The organism is Streptococcus periodonticum (assembly GCF_003963555.1).
In the GTDB taxonomy this organism is placed as follows: domain Bacteria; phylum Bacillota; class Bacilli; order Lactobacillales; family Streptococcaceae; genus Streptococcus; species Streptococcus anginosus.
Window position 1 is genome coordinate 1327167 of sequence record NZ_CP034543.1, and the last position, 17384, is coordinate 1344550.

Below are 17384 nucleotides of genomic sequence, written 5' to 3' on the forward strand. Positions count from 1 at the left end.
GTTCTATAATTAAACTATACAAAACAAAAGGAGTCTAAAGATGACAACAAAACAAGAAAAATTAAAACGTTTATGTGATAAAAACGGAATTATCGGCGCTTTAGCTATTGATCAACGAGGAGCTTTGCGTCGCATGCTTGGTGAAGATACTCCAGTTGAGCAATTGGAAACCTTTAAAGTGCTAGTTTCGAAATACTTAACAAAATACGCTTCTTCTATCCTTCTTGATCCAGAGTTAGGTTGGAAAGCGGCGGAAGCTCGTGATAAAAACGCTGGATTATTAGTTGCCTATGAAAAAACAGGTTATGACAAAACTGTTCCCGGTCGCTATCCTGACCTCGTTGAAAATATCTCCGTCCAACGTCTCAAAGCAAACGGTGCTGATGCTGTGAAAGTCTTACTCTATATAGATGTTGACGAAGATAGAACAGTCAATGACGTCAAAGAAGCCTTTATCGAACGGATTGCTTCTGAATGTAAAGCAGAAGACATGCCATTTTTCCTTGAGTTGGTTTCTTATGACGCCAATGTGACAGATGAAAAAGAATATGCTAAACTCAAACCTCGCAAAGTCATTGAAGCAATGAAGCTTTACTCACAAGAACGATTTGGCGTAGATGTTCTCAAAGTTGAAGTTCCAGTCAATATGAAATATGTTGAAGGATTCGCAGAAAATGAAGTTCTTTACACCAAAGAAGAAGCTGCTGCCTTCTACAAAGAACAAAGTGATGCAACTTCTCTTCCATTTATTTTCTTATCTGCTGGAGTATCGGCACAGCTTTTCCAAGATACACTTCGCTTTGCTAAGGAATCCGGCTCAACTTTCAACGGTGTCCTTTGTGGCCGTGCAACTTGGGCTGGTGCTACCAAAGCCTATCAAGAAGGTGGCGAAGCTGCTACAATTAAATGGCTTGAAACAATAGGTAAACAAAATATTGTTGAATTAGATGCAGTTCTCCAAGAGACTGCTACGCCTATTGTATTTAAATAACTTTGTATCTCCTTATAAAAACATAAAAAGACGAATTGCTATTCGCCTTTTTATTATTGTATAATTACTTATCACCTTTATTACGGATGACAAAACCTGTTTTCTTCTCACTTGAAGTATTGCGAGGTTTTTTGTGGTCTTTGCGATAACGTTTTTCTTTGTCAAAGCGATCGTGACGACCACCCTTTTTGTAATTGTCACGCCCATTAGTACGGTCACGACGATCATTACTACGACGCCCATTTTTGTTGTTACGATTGCCTTTATTAGCTCCCGGAACATACTTAAATGGTAATGGCTTTTCACGCGCGATTTCTACCTCTGGTAGAGTGTCTGGATCTTGTACGGTTAAGGTCAATATATATAAAGCCAATTCTTCCGGTGTAAATTCAGTTGCCAACTTGCGAGCGTCTTTGCCAAACTTTTCAAATTGGTTGCGAATGTTTTCATCCGCAAAATCTCGCTCAATCTTTTTAAGTGCAACTTTTTTCTTAGCTTGAAAGGCTTCTTCTGCAGTGGCTGGTTTCATGCCTTTCATACGTTTTTTGGTCAAACTTTCAATGATTTGAAGATAACCCATTTCATTTGGTGCAACAAATGTAATGGACTGACCAGATTTTCCAGCACGACCTGTCCGCCCAATACGGTGTACATAACTTTCTGGGTCTTGTGGAATGTCATAATTGTAAACATGTGTAACACCAGAAATATCCAAACCACGCGCAGCAACGTCTGTCGCAACAAGAACATCTAAATTTCCGTTTTTAAAGTCGCGAAGAACACGGAGACGTTTTCCTTGGTCTAAATCACCATGAATCCCCTCTACGCGGAAACCACGGATTTTAAGCCCACGAGTCAATTCATCAACTCGGCGTTTGGTACGCCCAAAAACGATAGAAAGTTCTGGTTGTTCCACATCCATTAGACGTGTCATGGTATCAAATTTTTCATTTTCTTTTACACGGATATAATATTGATCCACCAGTTCTGTTGTCAATTCTTTTGCTGCAATTTTGACATGTGTTGGCTCTTTCATAAACTTCATGCCAATCCGCTTGATAGCATCTGGCATAGTAGCTGAAAAGAGAAGAGTCTGACGCTCTTCCGGCACGCGTGAGATGATTGCTTCAATGTCTTCTAAGAAACCCATATTGAGCATTTCATCCGCTTCGTCTAAAATAAGCGTTTCTACATGATTGAGTTTCAGTGCTTTGCGCTTAATGAGGTCTAATAAACGTCCTGGAGTTCCAACAACAATGTGCGCACCTGAACGGAGAGCCTTGATTTGCTTTTCAATGCTGGATCCGCCATAAACAGAACGGACTTTCACACCTTTGCTTCGACCAAAGCGGAAGAGTTCCTCTTGACTTTGGACAGCTAATTCACGAGTTGGTGCAATGACTAAAGCCTGAACAATAGGATTTTCTGTGTTAATTTTTTCAAGAGTCGGAAAACCAAAAGCGGCTGTCTTTCCTGTACCAGTCTGAGCTTGTCCAATCACATCTTTTCCTGCCATAGCAAGCGGGATTGTTTGTTCTTGGATTGGGCTGGCTTCCACAAAGCCCGCTTTGTCAATTTCTGCTAACAATTCAGCAGATAAATGTAATTCATTAAATTTCAATTTTTTCTTCTTTCTAAAAAGGCAGTGCGAAGCTACCTTATAAAACATAGTTATTTGCAACCTATCTAGTATAACACAAAGAATGATAAAAAGATAGGTTTTATTTTTTACTTCCACGCCGTACGCATGAAGAAAATGCATGTAACCCTTTTTTCCGGAATACATGCATTTTTCAAAAAAATTTTCAAACAGATTTACCAATTAAAACTAAATACATTCATTTTGAATGAATTATAGCATAAATTATACTTAAAAAGTGATATTTATCGTGAAAACACGCTAATTGAAAACGATAATTTCTTCATGCGCTTGGCGTGTTTTACTTTTTATTGGCCAGCCATTTTAAAGCTTTGGTCAATACAACCCACAGAACGAGACTAATAACAACAATATAAATCCAAGCATTTTTATCATTAGACAATGGAAGTGGCACATTCATGCCAAAGAATCCCGTAATAACTGCAAGGACTGCTAAAAGGACTGAAATGATTGTTAAAACGGTTAAATTATCATTTAGATTATTGTTCAAAATGTTATTGTAGGAACCAGATAGTTGACTGAGAACTTGAGAAATCAAGTCTGTCATTGCTACTAATTGGCGAGCTTCAATCATGACATCGTCAAACTGCTCTTTTTCAATCTCATCTAAATGGCGATAAATTGCATGTCCTTTAATGTGCTCTAACAGCATACGATTTTGCTTTGCAGCTGCTACCAAATAGACTATGGAAGTTTCTAAGTCTGCTAAAGCAAAGAGATTTTTCTTGGTGGTCGTTTTGTGCAATAACTGATTGATATGATCCTTTGTCTCATCCATTTTTTCGATAACAGGATAATAAGAATTGCACACTAATTCTAAACTAGCAAATAGAAATTTGTACACCGTCACAGGTTCATGATATTCAATATAGTTTTTCATCATGTCTACAACATAAGTATTTGCTCGATTGCTGACTGTTAAGAGTTTATCTTTCTGTACAATAAAGGTCATAGGAATAGTTTCATAATAGTCCTTATCCCTTTTTAAGTTTAATACGTTGAAAATAAAAACGACTGTTCCTGTCTCACGATTGTAGTCCATGTGCGCTCGTTCATTTTTATCTAACGCATACTCAATCGTTTCTTCATCAATATTGTATTCCTTATAAGAATCTGGATGTTGACTTAAAATATCTGCATCTAAGTTTATCCAAGACATTCCATTTTTCAACTCTTTTTCAATAAACACCCTTTTCTCCTTTCTTGACTTTAAATAATCTAAAGGATTGAGAAAAACGCTCAATCCTTCATCAATCGTTATTGCACTTCTTTATCTAATGCTTGATATGCTAACAAACGAACTCACTTAACCCAGTTCTGTTTCAAAAATCATTACGATAAAACTCCAACAATAGCATAGTTTTTAAATGAATTACTCTGCTAATATGCAGTGGTAAGTCTCACATTTTCTTTAACTGAGTTCAAACTAAATCCTCGGAAAATAGATAAAGTTTCCTATTTTTCCTAGCGTTACGACACGGAGTCAGACGAATCAATTTTATTCGTCTGACGAAGTTAGTAAGGCAGTTAACTAGTCCGCCTACAGCGGCTAGCGTCCAACAATTAGGAACCTTCAGTTCCAATTGTTGGGACTGAGTTACGACACGAAGTCGAACAATTCGATTTTACTTATTCGACACAGTTAGTAGGCCGTTTAGGCAGACCGCACATAGTGGCTGCCGTCCAATGACAGTAACTTCAGTTACTAGTCATTGGCAACGTCTTACATTTTCTCTAACTGAGTTCGAGCTAAATCCTCGGAAAATAGATAAATCCTCCTAGAAGCAATCGCTTCTTCGTCAGATTTTCTAATTTTCTGTCGGATTTTTAACGCTCTCACATCTTCTCTTCCAACTTGACATCTGGATATTTATCGGCAAACCAGCGCAAGGCAAAGTCATTTTCAAAGAGAAAGACAGGATGGTCAAAGCGGTCCTTGGCTAAAATATTACGACTGGAGGACATACGCTCGTCCAGATCATCTGGTGAAATCCAGCGGACAGTCTTTTTGCCCATGGGTGTCATGACTACTTCGGCATTGTATTCATTTTCCATGCGGTGCTTGAAGACTTCAAACTGAAGCTGACCGACAGCTCCCAACATGTACTCACCAGTCTGGTAGTTGGTGTAGAGCTGGATAGCTCCTTCTTGGACCAATTGCTCAATTCCTTTGTGGAAGGACTTTTGCTTCATGACATTTTTAGCTGCAACCTTCATGAAAATTTCTGGGGTAAAAGTTGGCAGGGGTTCAAACTCAAACTTATTTTTACCAACTGTCAAAGTATCACCAACTTGATAAGTCCCTGTATCGTAAACCCCAATGATATCACCGGCCACCGCATTTTCTACATTTTCACGTGATTCTGCCATAAACTGAGTGACATTTGAGAGTTTGACAGTTTTTTTGATACGGGTCAGATTTACACTCATACCGCGCTCAAATTCGCCCGATACGATGCGGACAAAAGCAATGCGATCACGGTGTCTTGGATCCATATTGGCTTGGATTTTAAAGACAAATCCTGAAAAATCCTTATCCAGCGGACTGATTTCCTGATTATCTGTGGTTTTGTGTCCATGAGGCTCTGGTGCAAACTCCAAGAAAGTGTCAAGAAAAGTCTGCACTCCAAAGTTAGTTAGGGCTGAACCAAAGAAGACAGGGGTTAATTCCCCATTAAAAATAGCTTCCTGTGAAAATTCATTTCCCGCTTCTTGTAGGAGTTCAATATCCTCCAAAACCTGAGCATAAAAGGGATTGTTGCCAAATATTTTTTCTCCCTCTTCGATGCTGGCAAAGCGTTCATCACCTTTATAGAGCTCCAGCCGCTGATTGTGCAAATCATAGAGACCTTCAAAGGATTTCCCCATCCCAATCGGCCAATTCATCGGATAGCTGGCAATACCAAGTACTTCTTCTAATTCTTCCAGCAAATCAAGGGGTTCACGTCCGTCGCGGTCCAGTTTATTGATAAACGTAAAGACTGGGATATTGCGGTGTTTGACAACCTCAAAGAGCTTTTTAGTCTGGGCTTCAATCCCTTTTGCAGAGTCCACCACCATGACTGCTGCATCCACAGCCATGAGGGTACGGTAGGTATCTTCTGAAAAATCTTCGTGACCTGGTGTATCAAGAATATTGACCCGTTTTCCAGCATAGTCAAACTGCATGACAGAAGAGGTCACTGAAATCCCCCGCTGTTTTTCAATATCCATCCAGTCAGATTTGGCAAAGTTTCCGGTCTTCTTACCCTTGACCGTACCTGCTTCACGAATCTCGCCTCCAAAGTAGAGCAACTGCTCTGTAATCGTGGTCTTCCCTGCATCCGGGTGAGAGATAATCGCAAAAGTTCGGCGTTTTTTTATTTCATCTTGAATCGTCATTATATCCTCTTTTTCTTTTTTATACTTTTTCTTTCGATTTCTGTGAAAACTCTTATTACATTGGACTGCTCCTAACTTGTTTCAACCTACCTATTATAGCGGATTCAAAGGATTTTTTCAATTGCTTAGAACATATAAAAATCGCTCTGTTCGAGCGATTTTCTGTTTCTTGATACAAGAGACTACATTTTAGAATCTCACAATCACACTAGCAAAGAGAAAAATTACCAATATCATGATTAAAACCAGTAAATAAATAATCCGTTGTTTTCTCATTTGAAGTTCTTCTTTTTCTTCTTCCGTCATAGAAAAAACAGCCTTGTTTCGGTTTAATAAGTATAAAATCAAGCCTTCTCCCCGTTGACCGCCAGCTGCCAAAACTCCCCAGAACTTAGGATGTTTCATCCCGCGAACCGCAGCATCTAATTCAACTAGTTTAAACAATTGATACACAAACAGCCCATTTGTTACGACGAGTAAGCCAATCAAGGTCAATAGATACCAAGTCATGATAGAACCTCCTATATTTTACGAATAATTTGTACTAATATATAACCTGTGGTGCCAACCACCAGAGCTACTGCCAACAAGGTCAGCAGATAACTCTTGGAGATTGGAATGATAAAAATAAAGAAAAGGAATAAAAGACAAATATTACATATAAAATCCAGTAAAATCTTTTGGTTGCTCTTTACAACGTTCGTCGAATTTTCTAAGTGCTGAATCATGCGCTCATCTCCTTTCAGCAATTCATCCAAGCTAACCTGGTATAAATCACTTAACTGCAAAACATATAAAATATCCGGATAAAATTTTTCTGTTTCCCAATTTGAGATAGTTCGTCTAGATACATTTAATTCTTCTGCGACACTTTCTTGTGTCAGGTCACATATTTGCCGCGCTTTTTTTAATTTTTTACCAATTTCCATTATCCCTCTCCTATCTTTCTACCTTTATTTTACTATTTTCTTTCATAAAATCTAGCAAAATTTTTTTACATTGAGAAAAAACAATAAAAAATCCTGCCAAATAAATTTGACAGAGGATGTAATGCTTAAAGCTTTAAACTAATTTTGATTGCTTTTTCCATCGCCTTTTAAAATATTCATCAAAAAGGAGCAAAGCGGTGGCCAGAACCAGTGAGACAAGTATGTAATTCACCCAGATCCGGTCTCCTTTTATAAGCGGGGGATGAGTCATCAATCCATAATTTCCACCAGTTACGGCATTGACACCAACTAAAAACAAATCCAAAGCAAATGTGTAGCCCACAATCTCATACTTCTTCAACAGCTGCTTGTCATAGTGGTTGATAAGATAAACCAGCGAATTAACCAGCAGGCAGTAATGCCCCAGAAGAAATGAAAAACTGGTGAGATGCGGAAAATCATAAGGGTCAAAAACTGGGTAACCAATTGCAAAAATCGCCCCGCTGACACCTAAAAGAGCAAAATACTGCTTGCTTCGACATTTATCTGGCAGCAGCAACATGACAAACATGGCTAAGCGGCAATGATAAAAAGGCAGGTTATTTGCAAATGAAATATGGAAACCAAAATACCAAGAATAAAGTATAACTAATTGAAAAGCTTGTAAATATTTAAAAGTTTTCTGATACAGTGGGGTTTGCGCATAGCGAACTGAAATATAAATGAGGAACAAGAGAATTCCTATCATCGTCACATAGCCCATAGCAGAAATGGGAGGCGGTGCTGTCTTTTGAGTCGTTAAAAAATTATTCAGCATAGCTTAATTTTCCTGTCTTACTGTTTCTCCTTGTTCTCGTCTAATTTGTTTAAAGATCAGAGAAACCACGAAAATTGCTAAAATCAAGATCAATGAAACAAAAATATAGTTAGCAATCATTCCATGACTTCCAACTAAAGGTGGTACTTTCAAAAATCCATAATTTCCACCACTCACCAGATTTACAAATAATAATAAAAGATTCATACTAAAGCTAATCTCTCCAATTCGCCGTAAACTCAATAACTCGCTATCATAATGATTCAGCAAATAGGTGAGAGAATTTCCCAAAAGAGCATAGTGACCAATCAAATAGGAGACTAAAGTGATGTGAGGAAAAGCAAATGGGTCAAATAAAGGATAGACCAATGCACAAATAGGTCCAAATACTCCTAAAAGCGCAAAATACTGTTTATAGGTTGAAGAACCAGGCAGTAGCAAAACAGCAAACATCGCCAATCTGCAATGATAAAAAGGAAGTGATTCAGAAATTGGTGACAAGGTCACAATATACCAGCCATAAAGCACTAAAATTTGTAAACCTTGTACAGCTTTCAAAAAGTTCTGATAGCGCCTGTTTTTATGATATTTTACAGCACTATACATGACATAAATGATTCCTAAAAACATCATTCCATACCAAAATGGAGTTAATTGAGGGGCCTCCGTTTTATGACTTGTAAAAAATTCTTGTAGATTCATCTCCTACTCATCCATCCTATTACTTAATTCTTTGATAACACTTAGCTTTCTTGTTGTGGCGACAATACCTAACTTCTTTTCAAGAAAATTATTATTTAACTTCTTTTTTCTGGCATCTCTTGGTAAATACATATAAAGGCAAGTAGTTCCAACTGCAAATATTTCGTCCATAAAGTTCATTACTTGCAGTTCTGCCAATTGCTCCGTTGAAATGTAATTGTTTGTAAAAACGAGATGAATCCGTGACGAATCCAACTCCTCAGAAAAGGGATTTCCTAAAATATCCCTTTCTAAATCGGACTTTTCTTTTACGATAATGGATAAATTTGCACCAATGCTTTCCAATATCACCTGATGCATGTGTTGTGCTAATTCTTCAGCTGGTAGGCTTGTTTCGCAAATCACATTGCCTGATTGAATATAACTTGAAACATTATCTAAACCAGATTGTTCCAACATTTGAACCAAATCACTCATCTTAGGGATCCGATTTGGTCCTGTTGGCATCACACCACGAAGGAGGGCAAGATACTGTACTTTATTTGTTACCCTTCATTCTCCAATTCCTCCACTAAACTAGCTAAGTTCATAGAGTTACTTCCTTTTATTAGTAATTGATCCATTGGTTTGAGTGCTTCTTTAACAGCCTTTACTAAGTCAGAAAATTGATCTTTTTCAGCATTTTTTACAAAATAATGGGCTTTTCCAGGCGGGAAAATTTCCTTAGCATAGGCAAATAGAGCAGCCATGTCCTCTCCATAAAGGAAAATTTCTGAGAGAATTTCTGGATTTAGGCTGGTTATCATGGCACCGTGCATTTGTTTAGAATCAGCCCCCAATTCTTTCATATCAGCTAAAACTACTAGTTTCCGACCTTTTTCATTAAACGGAATCGTTGAAAATGTCTCTAAAATCAATCGCATAGCGGTTGGATTGGCATTGTAAACATCTGAAAGGATATCCGCACCATTTTTAGCTTTCTTCCACTCGGTGCGATTTCGTGTTAATTCAAGCGTTGCAAATGCTTTTTGGATCTTATCTTGTGTTACTCCTTCTTTCAATGCCACATAAGCTGCAATCATGGCATTTGTTGCATTGTATTTCCCAGTTACTGGAAGGTCAATGGCGTTATCTAAGAAATTGGTTTCAAAAGTCAAACTATCTTTTCGTTCTTCTAATTTCGTTAGGAAAATATCTTCGTCTGGACCAAAACGGACTACATTTAGCTGGCTCGGTAGAAAATCATTAATAATCTTGTCCGCTGGAACAACCAAAAGAGCCCCGTCTTTCATGCCGTCGACAATTTGCATTTTTCCTTTTGCAATTTCATAACGACTTTTAAAGAATTCTAAATGCGCTTCGCCAATCAGCGTCACAATACCTACTTTTGGCTGCGCAATTGTGGACAGAAGGTGAATATCCCCCATGTGATCTTGCCCCATTTCCAAAACCAATTTTTCGGTGTCATCTGGCATGTGTAAAACCGTATAAGGAAGACCAATTTCATTATTGTAGTTTCCTTGCGTTTTATAAGTCTTGTAAGTTGTTGACAAGAGGTGAGCCAGCATATCTTTGGTCGTCGTCTTACCGTTAGAACCCGTAACTGCAAAGACATCTACCTTCATTTTTTCCAGATAATACTGTGCCAAACGCTGCAATGCTGCCAACACATTATCAACTAAAATATAAGGATAGTCGTCCAATTCTTTTTCTGACAAGGTTGCCACAGCACCATTTTCAAATGCCGTCACAATAAAATCGTGCCCGTCACGTGCTCCTTTAAGAGGAACAAACAAGTCTCCCTCTCCAATCAATCGACTGTCAAATTCTGCCTTTCCAAATGTACAATCTGAAAATTGATGAACATCATTTTGTGCTTTCAATACAGAAGCTACTTCATAGAACGTTAATTGCATTTTTTCACCTATATGTCTTAAATTTCTCTAACTCTCTCATTATACCACAGAATAACCTACTTTTACACACACTCGCCAAAGACATACTAAAACAATAGAAAAAAGAACCTTTCGGCTCTTTCAATCTTGTCTTACAACAAATGCTCTTCATGTTTTGCAAATGTTTCTTGCGCTAAGAGAACTAATTTCTCAATCAAATCTGTATAAGAAATGCCCATATTTTCCCAAAGCAACGGATACATCGACCATTGAGTGAAACCTGGCATCGTGTTTAACTCATTAAGGAAAATCTCGCCCTTATCAGTATAAAAGAAATCGCAGCGAGCTAAACCAACACCGCCAATAGCATGGAATGCTTTTTCAGCATATTGCCGCATAGTGGCAATGACATCTTCAGAGAGTTTTGCAGGAATATCCATGGTGATTTTGTTGTCAATGTACTTGGCTTCGTAGTCATAGAAAGCAACATCTTTCACTACCTCACCTGGCAAACTGCTTTTGGATCCTTCATTTCCAAGTAAACCAACTTCAATTTCACGCGCATTGACACCTTGCTCAATCAAGACACGGCTATCATATTTGAAAGCCAATTCAAGAGCAGAGCGCAATTCATCTTGATTTTCAGACTTAGAAATGCCGACACTAGAGCCCATATTTGACGGTTTTGTAAAAACTGGATAAGTCAGATTGGCTTCTACTGCTGCAATCTTTTCGTCTATATTTTCCCCTTCAATCACTGCTACATAGGGAACTTGCGGAATGCCAGCAGAAGCTAACACTCGTTTTGTCGTGATTTTGTCCATAGCAACACTAGAAGAAAGGATATTGCAACCCACATAAGGCATTTTCAACACTTCAAGAAATCCTTGGATAGACCCGTCTTCTCCCATTGGACCATGAAGAACGGGGAACACAACCGCCCCTTCTTCGTAAATATCACTTGGTTTAATCTTTTGACTTTCAACAACACTATCGTTTGTCATTAATTTTTCATTGTCAGCAGGTTTGCTTGAAAATTCTTGCGTCTTGATAAAGTCACCCGCTTGTGTGATAAAATAAGTCTTCACAAAGAATTTATCATAGTCAATCGCACGCATGACACTCTCCGCTGATAAGACAGAGACCTTTCGTTCGGCACTGCGACCACCGTAAAGGAGAATAATTTGTTGTTTTGCCATTTTTATACCTAACCTTCTTATCTTAAAAGAAATCTACAAATTTAATCGCTTTTTAGTATATCATATTTTAGATTGTTTTTGAATAGAAAAAGAGCTTCCATTTTCTTTTAAAGGAAAGCTCTATTTTCTTTTTTACAATTCTGTGCGATTCTCAATAGCCCGAAGCAGCGTTACTTCGTCTGCATATTCAATATCAGAACCAACTGCTAATCCACGAGCCAGGCGCGTTACCTTGATACCAGCTGGCTTTAACACCCTCGAGATATACATGGAAGTCGCTTCCCCATCTGCTGTCGCATTGGTTGCCACAATTACCTCTGTTACCTCACTATCCATCAACCGTGTAATGAGACTTTTCAGATTGATGTCGTCTGGTCCAATACCATTCATAGGAGAAATCAATCCCTGCAAAACATGGTACAAACCATGGTATTCTTGAATATTTTCCATAGCAGATACATCTCGGCTATCTTCTACAACCAAAATAGTAGATTGATCCCGTGTCTCATCGGTGCAGATAGCACAAGGATCATCATCCGTTAGATTACCACAAATAGAACAATAGGTCAGCTCACGTTTTGCTGCAAGCAAATTTTTAGCAAATTCGTTGACATCATCATCACTCATACCAATGGTATAAAACGCCAAACGCGTTGCTGTTTTTATGCCAATTCCTGGTAATTTTGAAAAGCTATCAATCAATTTTGCAATCGGTGTTGGATAAAGCATAGTATCCTTTCTAATTCATTGGATGCTGTTGATGATACAAGTTAATAATATCACGAGTTATACTATGGCTAACGGTTGACGATAAGTTTGTATTGTGCGGGAACACAACTGCCACTGCAATCTGCGGGTTGTTACTTGGCGCATAAGCCACTACATTCGTATTAATGGCTTCCTTTCCACCTGCAAAGGTTTCTGCCGTCCCTGTTTTGGCGCTAATCGGCACTGCTTCACCTTGTGACAAAGTACGCCCTGTGGTAAAGCCACTTGTTCCATGTACTACTTGGTAGAAACCTTGACGAATCAAATCCATGTTGTCTTTTGAAATGTCCACCTTATTCAGCTCTTTGGTTGACTTGGATTCAATCAGCTTTCCAAGCCCGCCCGTCTCATTGTTGTCATAAATTCCTTCTACTAAGTGTGGTGCAATACGAGTACCGCCATTAGCTACCGTTGCAGCATATTGCGCCAACTGCATTGGAGTATAGTTATCAAACTGCCCAAAAGCATTGGTTAAGTAGTTCGCAAACGTATATTTCTTAGGTGTGTAACCTTCTGATTCACTTGGCAAATCAATTCCTGTAGATGCTCCCAAGCCATATTGAGCAAAAGCTTTACGCAATTTGTCCATAGAGGAGTCCAAATTCGTCAAATCAATCGCCATATTGGGCGTATAAGGCGTTCCCATCATATTTAAAGCTAGTTGAACCATATAAGTATTGGATGAATATTCTAGTGCCTCTAAAGCCGTAATTTGGCGAGCCCCATATTGTGTGAACCAAGAAGTGATGGCAGAGGAACCTCCAAAAGAAATCGGTTGATCTGTCAGAACTTGGTTACCTGTGATAGCTCCAGATTCCCAGCCAGCTGTTAAAGTAGCTCCTTTCACCACAGAACCCGGCACAAAGTTGTTCATAATCGTTCCAAGAGAGTCTGTTGTTAGTTCTCCTGTATTGGTATCGTGCTTCAGACCAGCCATGGCTAAAATAGCACCCGTTTTAGGATTCATCGCAACAGCATATACGCCTTCAGAATATGTCGCATTTCCGCTCGCTAATTCCGCACTAAAATACTTTCTCAAAATGTCTTCTACACCGTTCTGAAAAGCTAAATCTGTTGTTAATTTTAGATTATTTCCCTTACTACCATTGAAAATATTTTTCACGCTTTCCATATTTCCATTTTTATCAAGATTGATTTCTTTGACTGCGCGTTTTCCTTGAAGTGTAGACTCATATTGTTTTTCCAAATAACTCGTCCCAACACGATCATTAAGAGAATAGCCTTTTTTCAAATAAGCATCCACTTCTTCTGCGGGTAGCCCTGCCTTTTCACTTGAAACACTTCCGATGATAGAAGCCAAAGAAGTATCCAACACTTTCCTGTCCCAGCTGGTGGTAATACTGATACCAGACAGTTGTTTCGAGCTAGAGGCGATTGTCGCAATCTGATCAGCTGATAAATTATCCGTACGAATATTTCCCGTTTCAAAATTAGAAATAGCATTCATCTGACTAAACAAATAAATAGCTTTTTTATCTTCATCTGAGTAGTTTAACTTTGCTACATCAACATTCTTAACGGCATTATTATAAATCTGAGACTCTGCCAAACGATTTCCATCTGTACCATATTTTTTATTTTTAGGCAGCTGATTAACGACCTTCTTATAAACCTCGCTGTCTGCCAAATAATAATCTACTTGTTGACGCTCAGTAACGTCTGCGTTGGAAATAGAAACCAATGGAAGCAATTTTTGAGCAATTTCTTTAATCTTTGCAGCCGTCATTTTGTTACTACGTGTGAAAGAAACGACTTGCTTGGTTGTATTCTCAACCAACGGTTTCCCACTCGAATCATAAATCTGCCCCCGAACCGAGCTGGTCGTCACCTTAGTCTTACTAGCTGTCGCTAATTTTTTTGTATAAAAATTCCTATGGACAACCTGCATATAGCCCAAACGCACAATCAAACTCATAAACAGTAAAATCACAATTCCAAATAATAAATTCAAGCGTCGTGGGATTGAATGGCTATTAAATGTTCTTTTTTTCTTAGACATGGTATCTCTCATTCTAGTCAAAATGCTATCTTTTATTGTACCATAAATCCACCTAAATGAAGTCGTGGAAAATGGAAAAAATTGATAAAAAACACAGCTAAAAAACGAAAGCTTTGCATGATATTAAAAAGCCCTGCTTACGCAGAGCCTCTTAATATTATATTGGACTTATTTTCCAAGATAGTATTCTTTCACTAGATTCAATTTTTCATCAAATTCAAATACAAGTGGTGGGAAGTTGGGAATTTCCACATTCATGATTTCGTCATCTGACAATTGTTTGATGTGTTTTACAAGGGCACGGATAGAATTACCATGTGCACCTACGAATACATTTTTACCGTCTTTCAAAGTTGGAGCGATTTTATCTTCCCAGAATGGAAGAGCGCGTTCCAAGGTTACTTTCAAGTTTTCTGCATCTGGAATAACTGAGTCATCAAGATTTGCATAACGACGGTCAGTGTGTGCTGAATATTGATCATCTTTTGCCATAGCTGGTGGCAATACATCATAAGAACGACGCCAAATATGAACTTGTTCGTCACCCCATTTTTCAGCTGCTTCAGCTTTGTTTTGACCTGTCAAACCACCATAGTGACGTTCATTCAAACGCCATGACTTTTCAACTGGCACCCAAAGTTGACCTGCCGCTTCAAGGGCAAGATTTGTTGTTTTGATAGCGCGTGTCAAAACAGATGTGTAAGCTTGGTCAAACTCAATACCAGCTTCTTTAATCAATTTACCAGCATCAATAGCTTGTTGCGTCCCTTTTTCAGACAAATCAACATCAGCCCAACCTGTAAAGAGGTTTGCTTTGTTCCATTCAGACTCACCGTGGCGAGCAAAAACTAATTTTACCATTAGAAATTCTCCTTTGATTTTTGAAAACTGTCTCACAGTCACTACTATATTTTACAAAATTTTTTCAAAAAAATCCAGTATCAATGGGAGAATATTTGATTTTTGATAATTTACTTTATTCAAGCAATGTACATCAATTCCTTAACTATTTTTCGAGCACTCAGGGCAAATTCCGTACATCAAAACTTGTGTCTTTGTAATTTTATAACCTGTTTGTTCTTCAGCTTCGCGCTTCAAATCAGGAATATCCACATCTTCAAAGTCTGCAATTCGACCACATTTTTCACAGACAACATTCAGATGTTCATGCCCCATAAAATCAAAATAGGTTGTCTTATCATGGCTAATTTTAATTTCTTCTACAAAGCCCTCTTCCACCAAAACTTTGAGATTGTTATAAACTGTTGCCAAACTCATATTAGGAAAGTCTGGAAGTAAATCATGATAAATTGCTTCCGCACTTGGATGTTCATGCGTCCGAATCATATAGGCAATGACTGCCTTTCTAGTCTCTGTAATACGCACTCCTTTTGTTTTTAAGCGTTGAATAACGTTTTCATAATCACCTTGAACTGTGGTTTCTAAATAAGGATGTGAGTTCATTTCCTACCTGCTCATGATTTTTTCCTTTATTATATCACGAAAATAGGAAAATGCGTATTGAGAATGATTGCAAATAAATGCAAATGATAAACTTCTACATCATTTTTACCCCTTTTATTGCCCCCTGAACACGGAAAAAGCCTGTTGTACAACGAATAAATGTTGATACAACAGGCTTTTTTAATCTCAATTATTTAACAGCGTCTTTAAGAGCTTTACCTGCTTTAAATGCTGGTACTTTAGAAGCTGCAATTGTGATTTCTGCACCAGTTTGTGGGTTGCGACCTTTACGAGCTGCACGTTCACGAACTTCAAAGTTACCAAAACCAATCAATTGAACTTTTTCACCAGCTGCAAGGTATTCAGTCACTGCTGCAAATACCGCATCAACTGCTGCTGCTGAATCTTTCTTAGTCAATTCTGTAGCTTCTGCTACTTTTGCAATCAAATCTTGTTTGTTAGCCATTTAACAAATCCTCCAAAATATTTTATGAATTAGTAGTTACTAACTCTAACAAGTATTATCATATCTAAAAAATGTTATTAGGTCAAGCACAAAACGAACTTTTTTCAATTTTTCCAAAGATATCAAACTTATTCATAGCGAACGAGGATTGCCCACGCATTTTCACCTGTATGTGTTTGAATAATAGAACCAGTCTCCAAAACAGAAATCGTTTTTTCCACACACGGTTGCAAAATCTGTTTCATTTCGTTCGCCAATTCGGCAGTTCCTGCATACGAAATTCCAATCTCTGCTACTTTTTTATCCTTCAGACTTACAGCCAAATCATTGACCCATTTTTTAAAAGTTTTTACGCCCCGCCCCTTAACAATCGGTTGTAATTCATGGTTTTTCATTTGCATAACTACTCGAATATTAAGCAACGAACTGAGAAGCCCAGTCACACGACCAATACGACCACCCTTTACAAGATTTTCAAGCGTTGAAACGCCGATATACAATTCTGTTTTTTCACGTACTTCTTCGATTCTTGCTAAAATAGCATCAAAGTCTGCACCTTCTTTTGCTAGTTTTGCAGCTTCAACCACTTGAAACTTCAAAGCTTGATCCGTAAAAGAGCTATCAATCACTGTTACATCTACATTTGCCAAGGTTGCCCCTTGTCGTGCAGCTTCGACCGTTCCAGACAAAGCATGCGACATATGGATAGAAATGATTTTATCGGCAGTTTCTCCGAGTGTTTCAAAGATTTCTGCAAAAACACCAACTGGTGGTTGACTGGTTTTCGGTAGATTTTTGCTTGACTGCATCAAACGAAGAAACTCTCCTTCTTTTAAGTCAGCGTCTGAATAAACAACACCGTCTACCATTACAGACAAAGGAACGATTGTAATCTCTAAATCCTCTACAACTTGCGGTTCAATCGTAATAGATGAATCCGTTACAATTTTGATTTTTGTCATGGTTTTCCTACTTTTATAAATTTTATCTATTTAATTTATTATATCAAAAAAATAACTTTTTGTGGAATAATTTTTCTGGATAAAATATGTAAAAGATGTGTAAGAACCTCTTACTTTTCTAAATAGACAG

17 protein-coding genes are annotated in these 17384 nt (G+C 38.0%); 1 reads left to right on the forward strand and 16 read right to left on the reverse strand.

The window, feature by feature from the left end; translation table 11 throughout:
• Positions 1–40 precede the first annotated feature (40 nt).
• The gene (gene lacD, locus EHW89_RS06445) at positions 41–991 is read left to right on the forward strand and encodes a tagatose-bisphosphate aldolase (RefSeq protein WP_126467410.1); all 951 of its coding nucleotides are present in this window, start codon (positions 41–43) and stop codon (positions 989–991) included.
• A gap of 64 nt (positions 992–1055) precedes the next feature.
• Here lacD and EHW89_RS06450 read toward each other — a convergent pair whose 3' ends face one another.
• From EHW89_RS06450 to EHW89_RS06525, 16 genes are all read right to left on the reverse strand, one after another.
• The gene (locus tag EHW89_RS06450) at positions 1056–2612 is read right to left on the reverse strand and encodes a DEAD/DEAH box helicase (RefSeq protein ID WP_126467412.1); all 1557 of its coding nucleotides are present in this window, start codon (positions 2610–2612) and stop codon (positions 1056–1058) included.
• A gap of 319 nt (positions 2613–2931) precedes the next feature.
• Positions 2932–3840 (reverse strand): magnesium transporter CorA family protein, encoded by a 909-nt coding sequence (locus tag EHW89_RS06455; protein ID WP_106082617.1) that lies wholly within the window; start codon positions 3838–3840, stop codon positions 2932–2934.
• A 647-nt stretch (positions 3841–4487) separates the two neighbouring features.
• Positions 4488–6032, reverse strand: a complete 1545-nt coding sequence (locus tag EHW89_RS06460; protein WP_126467414.1) for a peptide chain release factor 3 — start codon at positions 6030–6032, stop codon at positions 4488–4490.
• A 189-nt stretch (positions 6033–6221) separates the two neighbouring features.
• Positions 6222–6542, reverse strand: a complete 321-nt coding sequence (locus tag EHW89_RS06465; RefSeq protein WP_106384256.1) for a hypothetical protein — start codon at positions 6540–6542, stop codon at positions 6222–6224.
• Between the two features lie 11 nt (positions 6543–6553).
• Positions 6554–6961: a helix-turn-helix transcriptional regulator gene (locus EHW89_RS06470; protein ID WP_126467416.1), complete on the reverse strand. Its 408-nt coding sequence runs from the start codon at positions 6959–6961 to the stop codon at positions 6554–6556.
• A 133-nt stretch (positions 6962–7094) separates the two neighbouring features.
• The gene (locus tag EHW89_RS06475) at positions 7095–7775 is read right to left on the reverse strand and encodes a YwaF family protein (protein WP_167747260.1); all 681 of its coding nucleotides are present in this window, start codon (positions 7773–7775) and stop codon (positions 7095–7097) included.
• A 6-nt stretch (positions 7776–7781) separates the two neighbouring features.
• Positions 7782–8480 (reverse strand): YwaF family protein, encoded by a 699-nt coding sequence (locus EHW89_RS06480; protein WP_126467420.1) that lies wholly within the window; start codon positions 8478–8480, stop codon positions 7782–7784.
• Between the two features lie 3 nt (positions 8481–8483).
• Entirely contained in the window at positions 8484–8987 is a 504-nt protein-coding gene (locus tag EHW89_RS06485) for a DUF1697 domain-containing protein (RefSeq protein WP_126467422.1), read from the reverse strand.
• A 38-nt stretch (positions 8988–9025) separates the two neighbouring features.
• The gene (locus tag EHW89_RS06490; RefSeq protein WP_126467424.1) at positions 9026–10396 is read right to left on the reverse strand and encodes a UDP-N-acetylmuramoyl-tripeptide--D-alanyl-D-alanine ligase; all 1371 of its coding nucleotides are present in this window, start codon (positions 10394–10396) and stop codon (positions 9026–9028) included.
• Positions 10397–10527: 131 nt separating this feature from the next.
• A complete protein-coding gene (locus EHW89_RS06495; RefSeq protein WP_126467426.1) occupies positions 10528–11574 on the reverse strand; it encodes a D-alanine--D-alanine ligase in 1047 nt (348 codons plus the stop codon).
• 132 nt (positions 11575–11706) lie between these two features.
• Entirely contained in the window at positions 11707–12303 is a 597-nt protein-coding gene (gene recR / locus EHW89_RS06500) for a recombination mediator RecR (RefSeq protein ID WP_021001926.1), read from the reverse strand.
• A 10-nt stretch (positions 12304–12313) separates the two neighbouring features.
• The gene (gene pbp2b / locus EHW89_RS06505; protein WP_193552990.1) at positions 12314–14374 is read right to left on the reverse strand and encodes a penicillin-binding protein PBP2B; all 2061 of its coding nucleotides are present in this window, start codon (positions 14372–14374) and stop codon (positions 12314–12316) included.
• A 156-nt stretch (positions 14375–14530) separates the two neighbouring features.
• The gene (locus EHW89_RS06510; RefSeq protein ID WP_126467430.1) at positions 14531–15223 is read right to left on the reverse strand and encodes a phosphoglycerate mutase; all 693 of its coding nucleotides are present in this window, start codon (positions 15221–15223) and stop codon (positions 14531–14533) included.
• Positions 15224–15364: 141 nt separating this feature from the next.
• Positions 15365–15826 carry a Fur family transcriptional regulator gene (locus EHW89_RS06515; RefSeq protein ID WP_003041524.1) on the reverse strand — a complete coding sequence of 154 codons (462 nt, stop codon included), beginning with the start codon at positions 15824–15826 and terminating at the stop codon, positions 15365–15367.
• Between the two features lie 190 nt (positions 15827–16016).
• Positions 16017–16292 carry an HU family DNA-binding protein gene (locus EHW89_RS06520; RefSeq protein WP_003023726.1) on the reverse strand — a complete coding sequence of 92 codons (276 nt, stop codon included), beginning with the start codon at positions 16290–16292 and terminating at the stop codon, positions 16017–16019.
• A gap of 128 nt (positions 16293–16420) precedes the next feature.
• Positions 16421–17254, reverse strand: coding sequence for a DegV family protein (locus EHW89_RS06525; RefSeq protein ID WP_049516669.1), 834 nt, complete (start codon positions 17252–17254; stop codon positions 16421–16423).
• Between the last annotated feature and the right edge of the window lie 130 nt (positions 17255–17384).

Excerpts from the sequence above, each read along its gene's own strand:
- lacD (WP_126467410.1), top strand. The coding sequence starts at position 41 with ATGACAACAAAACAAGAAAAATTAAAACGTTTATGTGATAAAAACGGA.
- EHW89_RS06460 (WP_126467414.1), bottom strand. The coding sequence starts at position 6,032 with ATGACGATTCAAGATGAAATAAAAAAACGCCGAACTTTTGCGATTATC.
- EHW89_RS06465 (WP_106384256.1), bottom strand. The coding sequence starts at position 6,542 with ATGACTTGGTATCTATTGACCTTGATTGGCTTACTCGTCGTAACAAAT.
- EHW89_RS06470 (WP_126467416.1), bottom strand. The coding sequence starts at position 6,961 with ATGGAAATTGGTAAAAAATTAAAAAAAGCGCGGCAAATATGTGACCTG.
- EHW89_RS06480 (WP_126467420.1), bottom strand. The coding sequence starts at position 8,480 with ATGAATCTACAAGAATTTTTTACAAGTCATAAAACGGAGGCCCCTCAA.
- EHW89_RS06485 (WP_126467422.1), bottom strand. The coding sequence starts at position 8,987 with ATGCCAACAGGACCAAATCGGATCCCTAAGATGAGTGATTTGGTTCAA.
- EHW89_RS06490 (WP_126467424.1), bottom strand. The coding sequence starts at position 10,396 with ATGCAATTAACGTTCTATGAAGTAGCTTCTGTATTGAAAGCACAAAAT.
- EHW89_RS06495 (WP_126467426.1), bottom strand. The coding sequence starts at position 11,574 with ATGGCAAAACAACAAATTATTCTCCTTTACGGTGGTCGCAGTGCCGAA.
- recR (WP_021001926.1), bottom strand. The coding sequence starts at position 12,303 with ATGCTTTATCCAACACCGATTGCAAAATTGATTGATAGCTTTTCAAAA.
- pbp2b (WP_193552990.1), bottom strand. The coding sequence starts at position 14,374 with ATGAGAGATACCATGTCTAAGAAAAAAAGAACATTTAATAGCCATTCA.
- EHW89_RS06510 (WP_126467430.1), bottom strand. The coding sequence starts at position 15,223 with ATGGTAAAATTAGTTTTTGCTCGCCACGGTGAGTCTGAATGGAACAAA.
- EHW89_RS06515 (WP_003041524.1), bottom strand. The coding sequence starts at position 15,826 with ATGAACTCACATCCTTATTTAGAAACCACAGTTCAAGGTGATTATGAA.
- EHW89_RS06520 (WP_003023726.1), bottom strand. The coding sequence starts at position 16,292 with ATGGCTAACAAACAAGATTTGATTGCAAAAGTAGCAGAAGCTACAGAA.
- EHW89_RS06525 (WP_049516669.1), bottom strand. The coding sequence starts at position 17,254 with ATGACAAAAATCAAAATTGTAACGGATTCATCTATTACGATTGAACCG.